This is a genomic window from Niabella insulisoli, assembly GCF_039652435.2.
In the GTDB taxonomy this organism is placed as follows: Bacteria; Bacteroidota; Bacteroidia; order Chitinophagales; family Chitinophagaceae; genus Niabella; species Niabella insulamsoli.
Genome location: NZ_CP190246.1, coordinates 3,294,653 through 3,313,157, shown reverse-complemented (window position 1 = coordinate 3,313,157; position 18,505 = coordinate 3,294,653). Strand labels below are relative to the sequence as shown.

Genomic DNA, 18,505 nt, shown 5'->3' with positions numbered 1-18,505 from the left:
AGATGCAAACACAGACTTTTTCGCACACCATGCTGCAATCATTTACCGAACAGCTGTTTATCAGGATGGGTTGCCCGGCCACAGAGGCCCGCGTCGCTGCCGAGGTTTTAATAGCGGCCGACCTGAGAGGCATTGATTCTCATGGCGTGGCGCGATTGAGCGGTTATGTCAGGTTGTGGGAAGCGAAAAGGATCAATGCAAAACCCCTGTTGCGCGTTATCCACGAAACGCCGTCAACTGCAGTTGTAGATGGCGATGCCGGCCTCGGATTGGTGGTAGCTCCTTATGCTATGAAAATTGCGATCGAAAAAGCTAAAAATGTCGGAAGCGGTTGGGTTAGCGTACAAAACAGTAATCATTACGGTATTGCAGCCGCTCATGCTATGCTGGCGCTGGAACATGATATGATTGGATTTTCGATGACCAATGCCAGTCCGCTGGTTGCGCCAACTTTCTCCAACACCCGAATGCTGGGGACTAATCCCATTTGCATGGCGGCGCCAGCAGGCGAACAACCGCCTTTTGTTATGGACCTGGCTACCACCACCGCTGCGAATGGAAAGCTCGAAATACTGCAGCGAAAGCATCTCAACGCGCCGGAGGGCTGGGTGCAGGATGCGGCGGGAAATCCCACCACCGATGTACATATTTTAAAAAAGGGGGGAGCGCTGTTGCCGTTGGGCAGCGACCGCGATCATGGTAGCCATAAAGGCTATGCTTTAGGTGCGATGGTCGATATTTTATCAGCTCTATTAAGCGGTGCAAACTACGCGCCGTGGGTGCCGCCGTTTCCGGCTTATGTACCCATGCCGGCGCAGCAACCAGGCAAGGGCATCGGTCATTTTTTCGGCGCGATGCGCGTGGATGCGTTCCGGCCGGCCGCCGCTTTTAAAAAAGATATGGATGACTGGATGCTGGGTTTTCGAAATGCGCAACCGCTGCCAGGTCATCAGAAAGTGCTGGTGCCGGGCGACCCCGAACGGGAAATGGAAGCGGAACGGCGCTCGCAGGGTATCCCGTTGCTGAGTACCGTGGTAGATGATTTAAAGCAGGTTGGAAATGCGATGGGTGTTGAATGGGAAGCGGCGTGACGCCATCATTTAATTTGCTGCGGTCGCTGCCGCTATTTCTGTAAGCTTGCCGTATATTTGCAACCCGGTAAAAACACGGAATTTTAAACGGTCTATCATTTTTCTCGATGATTCAAATGATGAACGCGAAAAATAAAATCGAAAGAACCAAAAAGATTGCAATTTTCACTTTCCCGAAAATGGAAATTTCAATAATTAAAAGATTCTAATCGGCTAAAAAAAATTAAATTTTTACGAATGAAAGTAATGAAGTTTGGCGGAACAAGCGTTGGAAAGCCAGAACGCATGCAACATATCGCTTCTCTTTTACAAAAACAAACGGAGCCGGCGATCGTGGTGCTCTCTGCGCTATCCGGCACAACGAACGCATTGGTTACAATTGGCAATCATATCGCAGCTAACGACAGGCACACGGCTTTGCAAAATATCAATTCGCTTCACGAGCACTATAATTCTTTTTTGAAGGATTTGCTAAAGAGCGAAGCAGCTTATAACAAGGCGAAAGCTATTGTCGACGAGCATTTCGACTTCCTGCATATTATTCTGAAAATATCTTTCAGCGAAGCGCTGAGCAAGGATATTTTAGCGCAGGGCGAATTATTATCTACTAAAATATTTTGCTGCTATCTCGATGAAATAGGTGAGTCTTACGCCTTGTTGCCGGCGCTCGAATTTATGAGTATTGATGAAAACGAAGAACCTCAGATTGGTTCCATTCGTACACGGCTTACCCAACTAATCAGTCAACATCAAGACAAAAAAATACTCGTAACGCAGGGATATATCTGCCGGAACGCAAGAGGCGAAGTTGATAATCTGAAGCGCGGTGGCAGCGATTACACCGCTTCGTTGGTGGCGGCTGCTATTAACGCATCGGTTTGTGAGATTTGGACAGACATAGATGGCATGCACAACAACGATCCGCGCGTGGTCAACACCACAAAGCCTGTTGAGCAGCTGAGCTTCGACGAGGCGGCGGAATTAGCTTATTTCGGGGCCAAAATCCTGCATCCGGCTTCTATTTGGCCGGCGCAGCAATACAAGATCCCGGTGAAATTATTAAACACCATGGAGCCGGAAGCCAAAGGCACATTGATCGCCCAGGATGCGTCTTCGTCAGGTGTGAAAGCAGTAGCTGCAAAAGATAATATCATTGCAATTAAAATAAAAAGCGGCCGCATGTTGCTGGCTTACGGCTTCCTGAGAAAAGTGTTTGAAGTATTTGAAAAATACAAAACACCCATCGATATGATCACAACTTCTGAAGTGGCGGTTTCGCTTACTATCGACAACCCGGAGTTTTTAAAAGTGATTATTAAGGAACTTGAAGTGCTCGGAACGGTAGAAGTTGACGAAGGGCAGGTGATCATTTCTGTGGTGGGGCACAATATAAATGAAACAGAAGCGATTATTAAAAAATTATTCGGTTCTATCAGAAATATTCCGATTCGCATGGTTTCTTACGGAGGCAGCCGACACAATATTTCTCTGCTTGTGGCGGCTGAACATAAAACGCAATTGCTACAGCAATTAAACAAAGGCATGTTCGGGCTGAACTAAAATCGGGTAAATATTATTTGCAGGGTGCGAAGAAAAAAACTTCGCACTTTTGTTTTTTATAAGGCGATTTAATACATTTAGGTAAGACAATAAAAAAGTAAAAGTGAACTGGCTGCTGAAAATTTTCCGGAAAGAGAAGAAAAAAAATCTGCAAAGAAATATATACTGCATTCCCGGCTTTGGCGCGGATGAAAAAATATTTGCTAACCTGCGGATCGATCATGCACAATTGATTTTTTTGAATTGGCTGAAACCCACGCCCAAGGAGTCTTACCAGGATTATGTACGCCGGATGGCAGCAAAAATAACCGACGATGAGCCCATCATTATCGGCGTTTCATTTGGCGGAATGGTAGCGCTCGAAATTGCCAAAATAAGGCCGGTCAAGCAGATTTTCCTGGTTTCAAGTATTAAAAATACGAACGAGCTGCCCCGAAAATGGAAGCTCATCGGCAGGTTAAAGCTCAACAAAATATTTCCTATCAAGCGCATTCAGGCCAATGAGCGTTTCTTCGCTACGGCTAACAAACGCCTTGGCGCTATGACGAAAGAAGAGCAGGATTTTGCCAATCATTACCGCCGCATTATCGATAAGGATTACATGATCTGGGCTTTAAATCAAATCTTGAACTGGCGAAATACCGACTGTCCCGAAAACACTATTCATATTCACGGCGATGCTGACCTTATTTTCCCCATAAAACCGCTGACGCCTACGCATGTTATCAAAGGCGGAACACATATGATGATCATGAACCGGGCCGATGAAATCAGCACCATCATTAACGAAGCGCTGCAGAAAGAATAAATCTATGATATTTTCGTAGTAGTATTAAGATTTAGTATTTTTGACGCATGCGGATTTTATTGTTGTTCGTATTCTTTGTTTCTGCGGCGTTAGCAAATGCTCAGCACCGTCTCTCCGGTACGTTATTGGAAGCGCCTTCCAATCAGCCCATTCAGGGCAGTTCTGTTTTTATCACGGGTACTTCGCTGGCTGCGATCTCGGATAAAAACGGGTTCTTTGAGATAAAAAATATTCCTGACGGCACCTACACGCTTGTCTTCAGCCATGTGGGTTATAAAACCATCACCTATGACTTTTCAACTCAAAAAATGCCACCAAAACTAAAAGTGCTGATGTCTATTCAGGAAGTGATGTTGGAAAATGTGGTCGTTGGCGGATATGAAAAGGAAACCTGGGAAAAATGGGGCAGGACTTTTTTGGATTATTTCGTGGGCAGCTCTGCAAATGCAGACCAGGTAAGCATTGCCAACAAGGATGTCATCTCGTTTCGTTTCTATAAAAAGCAAAACCGGCTCGAAGTAGTGGCTCATGAGCCCATCAACATTATTAACAAAGCGCTTGGCTATGAAATTGGTTATGAACTTGAAAAATTCGAGATAAATTTTAAGGAGAGAACCAGTTTTTTCTCCGGGTATACTTTGTTTAGCGAACTCAAAGGCAACAACCGGCAAAAGAAGCGCTGGCAAGAGAAGCGCCAGCTGGCCTACCTGGGATCGATGATGCATTTTTTTAGAACGGCCTATCACGGAGATATGGCCGCCGAAGGTTTTGAAGTGCGCCGGGTGCGCAAAAACAGAAATACAGAGAAGGACCGGGTTCGGATGATCTTCGATATCCCGTTAAAGCGAAAGATGATCAGTGTGGATCATATTACAGGAGACTCGGCCGACTATTACCGAAGCGTATTGCAGCAGCCGGATGTTTTGCTGGAATTTGGGCCCGATTTATTACCCGCCGACAGCTTTATGATCACCCACGAAGGCGCCAGGTATGCGAGTTGGCCGCACTATCTTCAGATCGTGAACAAACATAAAATAGAAGAAAAAAAGTATCTTGAATTTTATGGCGAGAATCGTAATGTGTTCCCTGCACGTTCGTTGATTAGCCTTCAGCATGTCAACGGCTTGGTGATTGATCCCAATGGCAATTGGGCACCGGCAGAAGGAATTATGTCTGAGTGGTATTGGTCCTGGAGCGAAAAAATAGCAAATATGTTACCTGCAAACTATCAGCGCTAATGTCTTATCCCTGGATATAGCTCTTCAGCTGGCTGATCGTTTCTCTTTGTTGCAGAATAGTTTCTGTTACCACATCGCTGATCGAAATAATGCCGGAAAGCTTATCATCTTTAAAAACGGGCAAATACCTGATATTTTTATCCGACATCAGTTGCATGCAACGTTCTACGGTGTCGTTGGGGTGCACATGTGGCAAATCGGTGGACATAATTTCGCCAACAGTAACCTGATCTGAATGCTTTCCTTCGAGAATCACTTTTCTTGAATAATCCCGCTCAGTAAGGATGCCGGCATATGCTTCGCCATCCAAAACTACCAGCGATCCGATATTTTTATCAGACATGATCTTCAGGGCGTCGTAAACTTTGGTGTTAGTTTGGATAGAAACGGCATCGTTTCCCTTTCTGGCAAGGATGGTGGATACTTTGCTCATAATAGATTTCGATTTATGTTAGCTAATATACCGAAAAACTACTGGATCCGCAAGTCGGACATGGCGCACTACAGCGAAGCGGCAACAGGCGTATCGCTATAATCTTTAATCACATTATAAAGTGTGCCTCGCTCCACTGGCCTTCTCTTGGCCTGCTTGATTAATACGACCAGTTCTTCAGTAGTCATAGAAGGCGTTTGCTCTTCTGCTCCCGCCATGGAGTAAATTTTTGTCGTATCATCAATGGTTCCGTCGATATCATTTACTCCAAATGACATAGATAGCTGCGCATTTTGGCGGCCCAGCATCGGCCAATAGGCTTTAATATGAGGAAAATTGTCAAGGAAAATTCGGGCAATGGCATACATTTTCATGTCTTCAATCAGCGATGACTCTGCCACATGGCTCATATCATTGTCGCCGTTTCTGAATTTAAGCGGGATGAATGTGTTGAAACCTTGCGTGGTATCCTGTAAGTTGCGCAGCTGGCTCATGTGTTCTATGCGGTGATGATATTTTTCAATATGGCCGAACAACATCGTCGCGTTTGATTGCATACCCAGCTCATGCGCTGTCTGATGTATCTGCAGCCAACCGGCGCCATCAATTTTATCCGCACAAATCTGTTCCCTGATTTCGGGAGCAAATATTTCTGCGCCACCACCAGGTAAACTTTCCAGCCCCGCGTCTTTCAAATAAGCCATGCCCTCGCGAACCGATTTTTTTGCCTTCCGAAACATATAATCCAGTTCCACAGCGGTAAAACCTTTAATGTGCAACTCTGGCCGGTGCGCTTTAATCTGGCGCAGCAACTCGGCAAAAAATTCCAGATTCATTTTGGGGTGAACGCCACCCACAATATGCACTTCCGTCACCGGCTCGGCATCATATTTTTTTACAATATCCATCATTTGCTCCAGCGAAAGTTCCCAGGCTTCGTCGCGATGCGCGTATAATTTACTATAACTACAGAAGTGGCAGGAATAGATGCAGGCGTTGGTTGGCTCGATGTGGAAATTGCGATTGAAATAAGTAATATCGCCGTGTTTTTCTTCGCGCACATGATTGGCTAAAGCGCCCACAAATGCAAGGCTCGCGTGTTCAAAAAGATACAAACCATCGGCTTCACTGATCCGCGCTCCTTTATAAACTTTGTCGGCTATCTTTTGAAGTGCATTATCTACATTGGGTAAGGTTTCTACAATCATCTACTCAAAAATAAATTAGGTGCAAATATAAAACGGATTTAACCGCGAAAGGTTTGAAAAGGCCTCAAATTTGTGCGATTGCATATTATAATTCTTCAATCACCGATGTTCCTTTTGAGCAATCGCCGGAAGTCCATTGCCAGGCCTCATGCAGTCTGATCTTTCCGTTGGGTAGCATTTCAGGCACAGATTGGCAAACGCCGGTCATCAGCTGGTTTTGTTGGTCAATCTGGTGGTAGCGCATATCAATCTCGCCTTTTTCATTCACGATGCCGATCAGGTGGCCTGTTTTTATTTTACCGCCTTTATAAGCAGCTGTAAGAATGTTGCCGTGTTGAACGTAATGAAAGATTGTTTCTTCGGAGGTGGCTCCGTTGGGCGTGTTATCCACCGCCTTAAATTGTTTGCCATTATAGTTGATCATTTTGTAAAAATAAGTCTTCACGGACAAGATCTCCGCAGGCTATATTTGTTGAGATTTTTGTTTAGATTCGTTGCAAATGCGAGCGGGCAGGAACGATCATCGAGTCTTCACGTCGCCAGCTTTTTTGTGATAAGCCGGACTTATAACCAAAATATTATGTCGATAAAAATCAGGTTGACTGTTTTAAGTTTTTTACAATTTTTTATCTGGGGGTCCTGGCTGATTACCATCGGGGCCTACTGGTTTCAGACCAAACAGTGGGGCGGCGCTGAGTTTGGCGCCATCTTTTCAACGATGGGTTTTTCTGCGATTTTTATGCCTACTGTGATGGGATTAATTGCCGACCGCTTCGTAAATGCCGAGCGCTTACTGGGTATTTCGCATCTGGCGGGGGCCGTTATTTTATTTTTGATTCCGTGGGTTGATAGCCCGGGCGCTATGTTTTTAGTGATGTTTATCAACATGATTTTTTACATGCCCACAATATCGCTTGCAAACACAGTTTCTTACTCCGCATTAAAGCGCTCAGGGAAGGATGTCATTAAATATTTTCCGCCGATTCGGGTCTGGGGCACTATTGGTTTTATAGCGGCCATGTGGGTGGTAAGCCTCACGCATCTCGAAAAATCTGCCGGCCAATTTTATGTAGCAGCTGCCGCATCTTTGCTTTTGGGCTTATACGCTTTCAGCCTGCCGCCTTGTCCGCCACCTCTAAAAGGCGCTGATAATAAGGAGGCAGGCATTCAAATGGGAAGGGCGGCTTTTTCGCTTTTCAGAAACCGGAAAATGGCTTTGTTTTTTGTGTTTGCCATGTTGCTGGGCGCCGCGCTGCAACTAACCAATGCTTATGGCGACACGTTTTTGCACGATTTCGCCAGGATAGATGCCTATAAAGACACGATCGCTGTCAAATACCCGGCTATCATTATGTCTATTTCACAAATTTCCGAAACCTTGTTTATTCTTGCCATTCCTTTTATGTTGCATCGCTTTGGGATAAAAAAAGTCATGCTTTTTAGCATGATTGCCTGGGTGCTCCGGTTTGGGCTGTTTGCCTACGGCAATCCCGCAGAAGGGCTGTGGATGATCATCTTATCTTGTATCATTTACGGAATGGCTTTCGACTTTTTTAATATTTCAGGCTCCCTGTTTGTTGAAACTGAAAGCAGCGAGTCGATCAGGGCAAGCGCGCAGGGTATTTTTATGATGATGACCAATGGGGTAGGCGCCGTTTTGGGAAGTATGATCAGTGGCGTGGTGATCGATCAGTTTTTCACCTATGCGGACAACTCTAAAAACTGGCAGGGCATTTGGCTGAGTTTTGCGCTTTACGCACTTGTAGTTGCTGTTGCGTTCGCTGTTTTTTTTCGGCATCAGCACCGTCCCCAGCGCCTGGATGTGGCGTCTCATTAATCGTTAAGCCGTAATTGGCAGTTGCTGCGCGGTGAATTGACATTTTCTTCACAACAAAATGCCACATTTGCTGTTATTTAGTTCTAGGACTTAAATTTGCTGTTTACTTCTCATTAAATAATTCTAAACTTTTTAAACTATCTAATAATGGCAAAAGAATTTAACGACGCAAACTTTCAGGCGGAAGTTTTGGATTCTGATCAGTTAACTGTGGTGGATTTCTGGGCAGAATGGTGTGGGCCCTGCCGCGCAATCGGCCCGGTGATCGAAGAGCTTTCCAAAGAATATGAAGGGAAAGTAAATATTGGTAAATTGAATGTTGATGTGAATCCGCAGGTTTCTATGGATTATGGTATCACTTCCATTCCTGCCATTCTGTTTATAAAAGGCGGGCAGGTTGTTGACAAATTAGTAGGAGCGCAACCTAAAGGAAATTTTGTGAAGAAAATAGAATCGCATCTCAACTAGTTTTTTCGTTTTGTTTATTGTTTTGAAAGCCTCTTTTTATAAGGGGCTTTTCTTTTTGAAAGGGTTTCTTAAGCCGGGCTGCTATTGTTTCCACAATAAGCTGCCATCGCCATAACTCAGAAACCTGAACTCATTTTTCAGCGCATACTCATAAATCCTTTTCCAATCTTCCCCGACCAAAGCGGCCACCAATAGCAGCAGGGTAGAGGCGGGCTGATGAAAATTCGTGATCAGTGCATTAATCATTTTAAAATCATATCCGGGTGCGATAATAATTTGAGTTTTCGCGATGAAGGTGTTCAAATTTTTATCTTCTAGAAAATGTAAAATAGCTTCTAAAGCATCGTTCCGGGTTGGCGGCTCCGCCACTTCATAAGATTCCCATTGACTTAAAAAAGGCATGTCGTCGTCAAATACTCCCGGATCGGTAAGAAGCTTAACACCCAGCCAATACAGGCTTTCAAGCGTGCGTAGGGAGGTAGTGCCGACGGCAATAACAACTTTGCTGTCCTCCTCAATGAAATTTGCAATAAATGCTCTTGACACTTCAATAAATTCCGAATGCATTTCATGGTCCTGCATCAGGCCGGCTTTTACCGGTTTGAAAGTGCCGGCGCCGACATGTAGTGTTACAAAAGATTTCCTGATGTCTTTCTCAGCAAGGCTGCCGAGCACTTCCTCGGTAAAGTGAAGCCCGGCTGTGGGGGCGGCGACTGACCCGTCCTGCAGGGCAAAGACAGTCTGGTAGCGGGTTTTGTCGCTTTTCTGATCTGCTCTTTTAATATAAGGAGGCAGCGGCACATGTCCCGCGCGGTGCAATACTTCGGCAAAACTGATGTCCGCGCCCCATTCCAGGCCGATCACAAAGCAGTCAGCCCTTTTTTCAATAAAAGTAGCTTTGAGCGATTGCTCCGATTCGTCCAAAGCAAAAGATAGAGTAAGCACCTGGCCGGATTTCCACTTTGAGGCGCCTCCAATCAGGCAGAGCCATTCCACCTGGCGGTGTTCGCTCATCGCGGATGTAATATCCTTATACTTTTCGTGAGGCTGAAGACAAAAGATCTCAATCACGCCTCCGGATTCTTTTTTAAATAATAATCTCGCCTCAACCACCTTCGTGTTGTTAAAAACCATGGTGCTTTTTGGCGGCAAATGCTTTGCAATGTTTTTGTAAGTGTCGGTCTTCATTGCTCCCTGATCAAACACAAGCAGCTTAGAGTCGTCGCGGCGTTCCAGCGGATGGAAGGCAATCCGGTCTTCCGGAAGATCATATTGAAAAGAAGTAATTGAAATATTTTTTGGATGCATACCTTTAATTTTTGCCGGTTAGCGGTCCCCATTTTAAAAATCCCCACCGTGATGCGCGACTGAACCAGCTTTTGACATTTTTACATCTCCACATGTAAAAGCAGCAAAAATCGCAGTTTCAGACAAGTTTTCAATCAATTTTCCTCCGAATCAACAGGTTTTCGGGAGATATGCACTTTTTCTGTCAAGTAATCCACAATATATTAACAGTCTTTTTTATACTATTCGTAAAAAATGGCCTGGAATCCTTTGTGGTATTCGCTTTCGGGCGATTTTGATTTGTGGATAAATCAACATCGTTAAAATTTGGAGTTAAAGTGGGAAAAAGTGTTACTTTGTGGTAGTTTAGTGCAGTAAATCACATTTTTTAATTCTTATGACAGGTTTCCTCGGAGAATTTGAGGCCACGGTAGATGCCAAGGGCCGATTTCTTTTACCCGCTGGTTTTAAAAAGCAGCTGGCGGAAGGAGACGGAGCGCAATTTGTCATAAATAGGGGTTTTGAAAAATGTTTGAGTTTGTATCCTTTGAGTTCGTGGACGCCTATTGCGGAGCGCATCAATGCATTAAATGATTTCGATCCAAAGGTAAGGCAGTTTAAACGCTATTTTTTAAATGGCGCCACACTGGTTGAGCCGGACAGCGCAGGGCGCATTTTATTGCCGCCTACTCTTAAAGAGTATGCGTCTTTGCAAAAAGATATTGTGCTAGTGCCCGCCGGAAACAAAATGGAGATTTGGGATAGCGCGAAATATAAAGAGTTCTTTGATGCGTTTTCGCCAGAGTCATTCAGCGATCTGGCAAGCCTGGTGATGGGCGCGGTGAGTTAACGGTAAAAATTGAAAAGTTAAAAGCATGGCAAAGAAAAAGCTTGATCGACAAAAAAGCGACGCTTTATCAACTTTTCAACCGGAAGAAACGGCGGCCGAAAGCGAGCAGGCCTATCATGTGCCGGTTTTGTTGCAGGAGTCGATAGATGCATTGCAAATTAAACCAGATGGCGTGTATGTCGATTGCACATTTGGAGGTGGCGGGCATTCGAGGGCTGTTCTCGCCAGGTTGAATGAAAACGGGCGGCTGTATGCTTTTGATCAGGACGAAGATGCGCGGCGCAACCTGCCCGATGATAGCCGGGTTGTTTTTATTCAGCAAAACTTCCGGCATATCCGGCGTTTTCTACGATTGGAAAATATAAAGGCTGTTGACGGAATACTGGCCGATTTAGGTGTAAGCAGCCACCAGTTTGATGAGGCAGATCGAGGCTTTAGTATCCGGTACGATGCAGAAATGGATATGAGAATGGACCGGAAGCAAGTGCATACGGCGTATGAGGTAGTTCAAAATTATACGGAAGCGCAATTGCACAAGCTGTTTGAACAATTTGGAGAAGTGACGAACGCGAAAACACTGGCGAAAACGATTGTTGCTGTCCGTAACACAGTTTCACTGAAAACGATCGATGGATTTAAGAATGCGTTGCGGGCGGTAGTAAAAGGAAATCCGAATAAATATTTTGCGCAGGTTTTTCAGGCGCTGCGGATGGAAGTAAATGAGGAAGTGCAAGTGTTGAAGGAAATGTTGGAACAAGCTGCTTCGCTCCTGCATCCTGGTGGAAGAATCGCAGTCATCACTTTTCATTCCATTGAAGACAGAATTGTAAAGCGATTTTTTAAAGAGGGAAGTTTTGAAGAAATCGTAGATCATCCTTTTACGAACGAACAAAAAGAAGCGGTTTTCAAAATCATTACAAAGAAACCCATTGTGGCGCAGCAGGATGAATTGAGGAGGAATACCAGGTCGAGGAGCGCGAAACTGAGGGTCGCCGAAAAGCGCTAACATTATTGATACAACACAAAAGTTCTAAAAATTTAAATACACCTACATGCAGGAAAAGCAGGTTAAAATAAATTGGAAAAAATGGCTGAACTATCAGTCGATTGTGAGGCAGGTGCCCTTCCTTTTTTTTCTGGCTTTTCTTGCCGTGATATACATCTATAATGGCCATACTGCTGATAAAACCGTCAGAAAGATCAATGCCATGGCTAAAGAAGTAAAAGAGTTGCAGTGGGAATACAAGAGCCTGAAAAGCGAAGTGATGTTTCGGAGCAAGCCAAGCGAATTGTCGAAAGCCTTGCAGCCTTTGGGTTTGAGCGAGTTGAATGAAACGCCTTATGTGCTGAAAGACTCGCTCGAAGATTACCTCGTCAACGTTCAATAATTTATAAAAAATCAATAGTTCATTTCTTCTTTGGAAGTTGAAATATGGAGATCAAGAAAGACATATTATGGCGTGTGTATCTATGCTTTATTGGCATAGTTGTGCTGTCTGTCATGATTCTGGGTAAGGCAATTGTTATTCAGAAGTTTCAGGGCGATCACTGGCGCAGCATGGGAGACAGCATGCATCAAAAAATTGTTTCGATTGACGCGGATCGCGGAACAATCTTTAGCGAAGACGGCCAAATGTTGAGCACCTCGCTGCCGCAGTTTGACATTTATATGGACTTTAAAGCAGACGGCCTGATTGCAAAAGGGGGAAAAGTTTATAACCAGTATATCGACTCTTTTGCTCACGCGATGGCTGACTATTTTGGCGACAAAACGGCGAAAGAATATAAAAAGGAATTTGATAAAGCTTATAAGAAGGGCAACCGCTACTATTCATTAAAAAAGAAACTGTCTTTCGAAGAATATAAAGCGCTGCGCGACTTTCCGTTGATAAAATTGGGAAAGAATAAAAGCGGCATTATTGTAGAGCAAAGCAGCAAGCGCATTGCACCTTTCGGGTTGTTGGCAAACCGGACCATCGGCCTCAGCCGTGAATATATCAATAGTGATGGGAAGGTTAAGAAAATGAATGTGGGCCTGGAAATGAGTTATGACAGCCTGTTGGAAGGACAGAACGGGCAGCGCCTGGTACGGTATATCTCGGGCGGTGCGGTTCCGGTACAGGGCTTCCAGGTTGAACCCGAAAACGGCCGTGACATTTATACAACGCTTGATGTAAACATGCAGGATATTGCTGAAACTGCGCTGCTGCGCATGGTGCAGTCTGTTCATGCAGAATATGGTACTGCCATTTTAATGGAAACCAAAACTGGAAAAATTAAAGCGATCGCCAATTTGGGGCGCAATCCAAACGATACTACTTATTGGGAAAATGATAATTATGCATTAAGGGTTACCGAACCAGGCTCAACTATCAAAATTGTCAGCTATCTCGCTTCTATCGATAAAGGCGCTGTTAAGCCCGGCGACTTGTTTGAAGTGGGAAGCACCGGCCGCATGCAGGTAGGTCCGCGGCCAATTACCGATGCACATAGAATGCCGAAGCCGGTAATGACCATCGAAGAGTGTATCGCGCACAGCTCTAATGTTGGCATGGGCCGTGTAGCTTTGAAAGCATTTGGTAAAGAACCAACAGAGTTTACTGAATATCTTGAGAAATATCACCTCACCAAAAAATCGCCAATTGATCTGTCAGCCGTTCCGAGGCCGCGCGTAGCGCCGCTTCAGGTAAGCCACGGCGGACAAATGAACCTCGTTACAATGGCGTTTGGCTATGCCATACAAGTAAGCCCCGTTCAGTTACTGACCTTATATAATGCAATCGCCAACGACGGCGTGATGGTGCGGCCTTACCTGGTAAATAGTATCCGCAACAATGGTGTATTGGTGAAGGAAATGGAACCGGTGGTTTTGGAAAACCAGATTGCAAAACCCACGACGATTGCCGCCGCCCAAAAAGCGCTGGAATTGGTGGTGACCGATGGGTCGGGAAAAAATATATTTAAGGATATGCCGTTTTTGGTAGCGGGAAAGACAGGTACCGCACAGGTTGCAGACAGGGGGATTGGATACGCCAACCGCGTCTATCAGGCATCTTTCGCCGGTTACTTCCCGGCCAACAACCCACAGTATTCCTGCATCGTAGTCGTTAGAACCCGCGCCGGCGCCGGTTTATATTATGGAGGCCAATTAGCAGCTCCTGTGTTTCGTGAAATTGCCACTAAAATTTACTCGATGTATGTGGATCGCAAAACGCCGCGCGAGTACGAAGGAGCGGTAGATAGTACCAGCTATTTCTATGCCGGCAACGCCCATTCGATGAAAAGTGTGCTTGGCTTTTTGGATATGAATTATGTGGATTCCATTCAGCAGAACAGCTGGGCATCTATGTATGCGACGAACTACCGTCCAATTTTAAAGACAAATATTGTTAAGGAGAATCTGATGCCTAACGTAAAGGGGATGGGTTTGCGGGATGCGATCAGGTTGCTGGAAAATATCGGCCTTCGGGTAAAAGCACAGGGCAGTGGAAAAGTTGCAGTGCAATCGATCCGGCCGGGGGCGCCGTTTAAAAAAGGGGAAGCTATTTTACTAAATCTTACTTAGTCTGAATAAAAAAGTGCAGTTGATTTTACAGGATATCTTATACAAAGTCAGCCTCTTGTCCGTGTCAGGAAACACTGACGTGGAAGTGTCGGGCATTGCTATTGATTCCCGTAAAGTGGAGCAGGGGTCGGTGTTTGTTGCGCTGAAAGGCTCGGCCGCAGATGGCCACCAGTTCATTGACAATGCAATCGAAAAAGGGGCCGCTGTTGTTGTTTGTGAATCTGTGCCGGCTGTTAAAAGCGCGGATGTAGTTTATGTGCAGGTAGAAGATAGTGCGGCAGCAGCAGGGGTTATCGCGCACAACTTTTATAATACGCCGTCGTCGAAGTTGAAGCTGGTGGGTGTTACCGGTACGAATGGCAAAACCACAGTGGCTACGCTTTTATTCCAGCTGTTTACAGGTTTGGGGTATAAATGCGGCTTGATCAGCACCGTAGAAAATAAAATCGGCGGTAAAGTGGTGCCAGCGACGCACACAACGCCGGATGCCGTGCAATTAAATCAGCTGTTGGAAACAATGGTAGCACAAGGTTGCTCGCATGTGTTTATGGAAGTGAGTTCCCACGCAATCGATCAACAGCGCATTGCCGGGCTTGAGTTTGAGGCGGCAATTTTTACCAATATATCACACGATCACCTGGATTATCATAAAACCTTCGACGAGTATATCAGGGTGAAAAAAAAGTTCTTTGACCAGCTGCCTAAAACAGCATTTGCCATTACGAATATTGATGATAAACGCGGTATGGTGATGGTGCAAAACACGAAGGCTTCTGTAAAAACCTACTCGCTTAAAACGATGAGCGATTTTAAAGGGAAAATTTTGGACAATGGTATCCTGGGTTTGCAAATGCTCGTCGATGACCAGGAGGTTCACTTTCGCCTTATAGGCGAATTTAACGCGCACAATTTGCTGGCCGCTTATAGTGCCGCGGTTTGCCTGGGCGAAAGCCGCCAGGAAGTGCTGCAGGTGTTAAGCCAGTTGAATGGCGCTGAAGGAAGATTTGAATATCTCATTTCAGCAACAGATAAAGTTATGGCCATTGTGGATTACGCGCATACGCCCGATGCGCTGCTGAATGTTTTAGCTACGATCAAGAAGCTGCGCAAGGGCTTCGAGCAGGTAATTACTGTAGCGGGATGTGGCGGAAATCGCGATAACACAAAGCGCCCTGTGATGGCAGCTGTAGCCTGCGAACACAGCGACAGGGTAGTGTTGACGAGCGATAATCCGCGGTTTGAAGATGCGGGTGCCATTATCAAAGAAATGGAAGCCGGAGTGCCGGCGGGGGCGAAGAGGAAGTGTATTTCTATCGTAGACCGCCGGGAGGCAATTAAAACGGCCATCAGCCTCGCGAATAAAGAAGATATCGTTTTGGTCGCCGGAAAGGGCCACGAAAAATATCAGGAGATCAATGGTATGAAACATCATTTTGACGACAAGCAGGTGGTGACGGAAATGTTTGAATTATTAAGAAGGTAATCAGAGCGAACAGATTACAGTAAACATATAAACGGAAGCATGTTATATCACTTATTTGAATGGTTTAAGCAGCAGGGGATTAATTTTCCGGGGAGGCAGTTGATGGAATTTCAAACCTTCCGGATCATGATGGCTGTGCTGTTTGCTTTGATCATCACGTTGATTTTTGGCAAAAAGCTGATCAATATGTTGCGTGCAAAACTCGTAGGCGAAACGGTGCGCGACCTCGGCCTTGCTGGTGAGCAGGCCAAAAAAGGAACGCCTACGATGGGTGGTATTATTATCATTTTGGGTATCATCATTCCGACGCTGCTGTTTGCACGTTTAAACACTGTTTATGTGATCATCATGCTCGTGGCAACGATTTGGTTAGGCGCCATTGGTTTTATCGACGACTATTTGAAGTTGCGCGCCAAGCGAATGGCACAGCAGCAGGGAGTGGCCTATAAAAAAGGAGATAAAGATGGTTTGGCTGGTTGGTTTAAAATTCTCGGCCAGGTGGGCATTGGCGTTTTGGTGGGTTCCGTTCTTTACTTTAACAGCAATGTAAAAATCTGGAGAGAGTACACGGGTAATCCCGCCAAACCGGAGGTGATTACGAAAATCGTTAACGGGCAGCCTAAATATTTTGTAGAGTCTAAAGAGCCGATTACAACAATTCCGTTTGTAAAGAACCACGAGTTTAATTATGCTTCTTTACTGCCCGATGCATTGAAGCCTTATGCCTGGGTTTTGTATATTTTGATTGTTACGTTCATCATTATTGCGGTTTCCAATGGTTCCAATATTACGGATGGGCTTGATGGATTGGCTTCGGGAACCTCGGCGCTCATTGGCGTTATGCTGGGCATCTTTGCCTATGCCAGCGGCAACTTCCTTTTTGCTGATTATCTCAATATCATGTACATCCCCAACCTAGGCGAGTTGTCAATATTTCTCGCGGCCATGATTGGCGCTTGTGTTGGGTTTATGTGGTATAACTCTTATCCGGCGCAGGTTTTCATGGGAGATACCGGCAGCTTGACGCTGGGCGGATTAATAGCGGCCATCGCCATCATTGTACATAAAGAATTGCTGATACCAATTTTCTGCGGCGTTTTTCTGGTAGAGAATTTAAGTGTAATGCTGCAGGTAGCTTATTTTAAATATACTAAAAGAAAGTATGGCGAAGGCAGGCGAATTTTTTTAATGAGCCCGCTACACCACCATTATCAAAAGAAAGGATATCATGAAGCCAAGATTGTCACGCGGTTCTGGATCGTTCAGGTTTTGTTGGTGGTCGTGTGTATTGTAACATTGAAATTGAGGTAAGCTATGGCGAAGTCGATGGTGATATTGGGCGGAGGTGAAAGTGGTGTGGGAGCGGCCATCCTGGCTAAAAGTAAAGGGTTTGAAGTTTTTGTATCAGACAGTAGTTCTTTGAAGGAAGTATATCGTAACGAATTAAAGCAGGCAGGTATCGAATGGGAAGAGGGAGCGCATGACCTGAGCCGTATTTTGAGCGCCGATGAAATCGTGAAAAGTCCGGGTATTCCTGAAAACAATCAGCTGGTAAAACAGATTCGTGAAAAAGGCATCGCGGTGATCAGTGAAATTGAACTGGCGTATCGTTTTAAAGGGGAGAGCCGCGTGGTAGCCATCACCGGCAGCAACGGAAAGACGACGACAACATCGCTCATCTACCATATTTTAAAAACGGGCGGGCTGGATGTTGCGCTGGTGGGAAATATCGGCGAGTCCTTTGCGCGGCAGGTGGCGCTTGATCCCAAACCGGTGTATGTGGTGGAAGTTAGCAGTTTTCAACTGGATGACATCGTGAGCTTCAGGCCGGATATTGCTGTTTTAACAAATATTACCGAAGACCATCTCGATCGTTACGATTACAAATTCGAAAATTATATCAGAAGTAAATTCAGAATAATAGAAAATCAACAGACAGGCGATTACTTCATTTACAACATGGACGATGAAGTAACAATGAAATATATAGATCAATTTAAAATTAACTCAACTCAACTACCCATTAGTATGGCACACGAAAACGGCGGAGCATTTATTAAGGACGGAACTATGCATGTCAGGACTGGCGATGATTTTATGTCAATGAGCGTGTACGATTTTACATTAAGAGGTAAGCACAATCAATTTAATACTATGGCAGGATCTCTGGCAGGTGCAACAATGGAAATTCGGAAGGAAAAGATCCGGGAAGCGGTGCAAACCTTTCAAAACCTGGAACACAGAATGGAGCATGTGGCGACCATTCGTGGTGTGGAGTTCATCAATGATAGCAAGGCTACCAATATCAATTCCACCTGGTATGCGCTTGAAAGTATGAGCAAGCCCACGGTATTGATTCTGGGTGGTGTTGACAAGGGCAATGACTATAGTTTATTGATGGATATGGTAAAGGAAAAGGTGAAAGCAATCATTTGCCTCGGCGTTGACAATAAAAAAATTCATGACGCATTTGATGGCGCTGTACCGGTCATTATCGATACGGCCAGCGCGCAGGAAGCTGTGGTAGCGGCTTTCAGCTATTCAGAAAAGGGTGATGCTGTTTTATTAAGCCCTGGCTGCGCCAGTTTTGATTTGTTTAAAAATTACGAAGACAGAGGCCTTCAGTTTAAAAGAGCGGTAGTTGATTTGTAATTCATATCGGCTTATTATTAAAAGG

At 45.1% G+C, this 18,505-nt stretch carries 17 protein-coding genes; 13 read left to right on the top strand and 4 right to left on the bottom strand.

Annotation, left to right across the window (positions count from 1 at the left end; all coding sequences use genetic code 11):
- Positions 1-2 precede the first annotated feature (2 nt).
- From ABDK00_RS13800 to ABDK00_RS13785, 4 genes are all read left to right on the top strand, one after another.
- Positions 3-1,091 (top strand): Ldh family oxidoreductase, encoded by a 1,089-nt coding sequence (locus tag ABDK00_RS13800; RefSeq protein WP_346236809.1) that lies wholly within the window; start codon positions 3-5, stop codon positions 1,089-1,091.
- A 237-nt stretch (positions 1,092-1,328) separates the two neighbouring features.
- Positions 1,329-2,651 carry an aspartate kinase gene (locus ABDK00_RS13795; protein WP_346236810.1) on the top strand — a complete coding sequence of 441 codons (1,323 nt, stop codon included), beginning with the start codon at positions 1,329-1,331 and terminating at the stop codon, positions 2,649-2,651.
- Between the two features lie 103 nt (positions 2,652-2,754).
- Positions 2,755-3,459, top strand: a complete 705-nt coding sequence (locus ABDK00_RS13790; RefSeq protein WP_346236811.1) for an alpha/beta hydrolase — start codon at positions 2,755-2,757, stop codon at positions 3,457-3,459.
- 47 nt (positions 3,460-3,506) lie between these two features.
- Entirely contained in the window at positions 3,507-4,697 is a 1,191-nt protein-coding gene (locus ABDK00_RS13785; protein ID WP_346236812.1) for a carboxypeptidase-like regulatory domain-containing protein, read from the top strand.
- Positions 4,698-4,701: 4 nt separating this feature from the next.
- Here ABDK00_RS13785 and ABDK00_RS13780 read toward each other — a convergent pair whose 3' ends face one another.
- From ABDK00_RS13780 to ABDK00_RS13770, 3 genes are all read right to left on the bottom strand, one after another.
- Positions 4,702-5,130 (bottom strand): CBS domain-containing protein, encoded by a 429-nt coding sequence (locus ABDK00_RS13780; RefSeq protein ID WP_346236813.1) that lies wholly within the window; start codon positions 5,128-5,130, stop codon positions 4,702-4,704.
- A 68-nt stretch (positions 5,131-5,198) separates the two neighbouring features.
- Positions 5,199-6,338 (bottom strand): aminofutalosine synthase MqnE, encoded by a 1,140-nt coding sequence (mqnE, locus tag ABDK00_RS13775; protein ID WP_346236814.1) that lies wholly within the window; start codon positions 6,336-6,338, stop codon positions 5,199-5,201.
- 85 nt (positions 6,339-6,423) lie between these two features.
- The gene (locus tag ABDK00_RS13770; protein ID WP_346236815.1) at positions 6,424-6,762 is read right to left on the bottom strand and encodes a hypothetical protein; all 339 of its coding nucleotides are present in this window, start codon (positions 6,760-6,762) and stop codon (positions 6,424-6,426) included.
- Between the two features lie 156 nt (positions 6,763-6,918).
- On the opposite strand from ABDK00_RS13770, the gene ABDK00_RS13765 reads away from it, so the two are divergent.
- Positions 6,919-8,175, top strand: a complete 1,257-nt coding sequence (locus ABDK00_RS13765) for a nucleoside permease (protein ID WP_346236816.1) — start codon at positions 6,919-6,921, stop codon at positions 8,173-8,175.
- Positions 8,176-8,322: 147 nt separating this feature from the next.
- On the top strand, positions 8,323-8,643 hold the full coding sequence (gene trxA, locus ABDK00_RS13760; RefSeq protein WP_346236817.1) for a thioredoxin: 321 nt from the start codon (positions 8,323-8,325) through the stop codon (positions 8,641-8,643).
- 81 nt (positions 8,644-8,724) lie between these two features.
- On the opposite strand, the gene ABDK00_RS13755 is transcribed toward trxA, so the two are convergent.
- Positions 8,725-9,951 (bottom strand): S-adenosylmethionine:tRNA ribosyltransferase-isomerase, encoded by a 1,227-nt coding sequence (locus ABDK00_RS13755; RefSeq protein ID WP_346236818.1) that lies wholly within the window; start codon positions 9,949-9,951, stop codon positions 8,725-8,727.
- Positions 9,952-10,327: 376 nt separating this feature from the next.
- On the opposite strand from ABDK00_RS13755, the gene mraZ reads away from it, so the two are divergent.
- The 7 genes from mraZ to murD are packed head-to-tail and all read left to right on the top strand — an operon-like array spanning position 10,328 to position 18,480.
- A complete protein-coding gene (gene mraZ, locus ABDK00_RS13750; RefSeq protein ID WP_346236819.1) occupies positions 10,328-10,780 on the top strand; it encodes a division/cell wall cluster transcriptional repressor MraZ in 453 nt (150 codons plus the stop codon).
- Between the two features lie 25 nt (positions 10,781-10,805).
- A complete protein-coding gene (gene rsmH / locus ABDK00_RS13745) occupies positions 10,806-11,786 on the top strand; it encodes a 16S rRNA (cytosine(1402)-N(4))-methyltransferase RsmH (RefSeq protein ID WP_346236820.1) in 981 nt (326 codons plus the stop codon).
- Positions 11,787-11,832: 46 nt separating this feature from the next.
- On the top strand, positions 11,833-12,168 hold the full coding sequence (locus tag ABDK00_RS13740; RefSeq protein ID WP_346236821.1) for an FtsL-like putative cell division protein: 336 nt from the start codon (positions 11,833-11,835) through the stop codon (positions 12,166-12,168).
- A gap of 44 nt (positions 12,169-12,212) precedes the next feature.
- Complete coding sequence (locus ABDK00_RS13735) at positions 12,213-14,345, top strand: penicillin-binding protein (protein ID WP_346236822.1); 2,133 nt, start codon at positions 12,213-12,215, stop codon at positions 14,343-14,345.
- 13 nt (positions 14,346-14,358) lie between these two features.
- Positions 14,359-15,828, top strand: coding sequence for a UDP-N-acetylmuramoyl-L-alanyl-D-glutamate--2,6-diaminopimelate ligase (locus tag ABDK00_RS13730; protein ID WP_346236823.1), 1,470 nt, complete (start codon positions 14,359-14,361; stop codon positions 15,826-15,828).
- Between the two features lie 39 nt (positions 15,829-15,867).
- Positions 15,868-17,139 (top strand): phospho-N-acetylmuramoyl-pentapeptide-transferase, encoded by a 1,272-nt coding sequence (mraY, locus tag ABDK00_RS13725; protein ID WP_346236824.1) that lies wholly within the window; start codon positions 15,868-15,870, stop codon positions 17,137-17,139.
- A 3-nt stretch (positions 17,140-17,142) separates the two neighbouring features.
- Complete coding sequence (gene murD, locus ABDK00_RS13720) at positions 17,143-18,480, top strand: UDP-N-acetylmuramoyl-L-alanine--D-glutamate ligase (protein WP_346236825.1); 1,338 nt, start codon at positions 17,143-17,145, stop codon at positions 18,478-18,480.
- Positions 18,481-18,505: the final 25 nt, after the last annotated feature.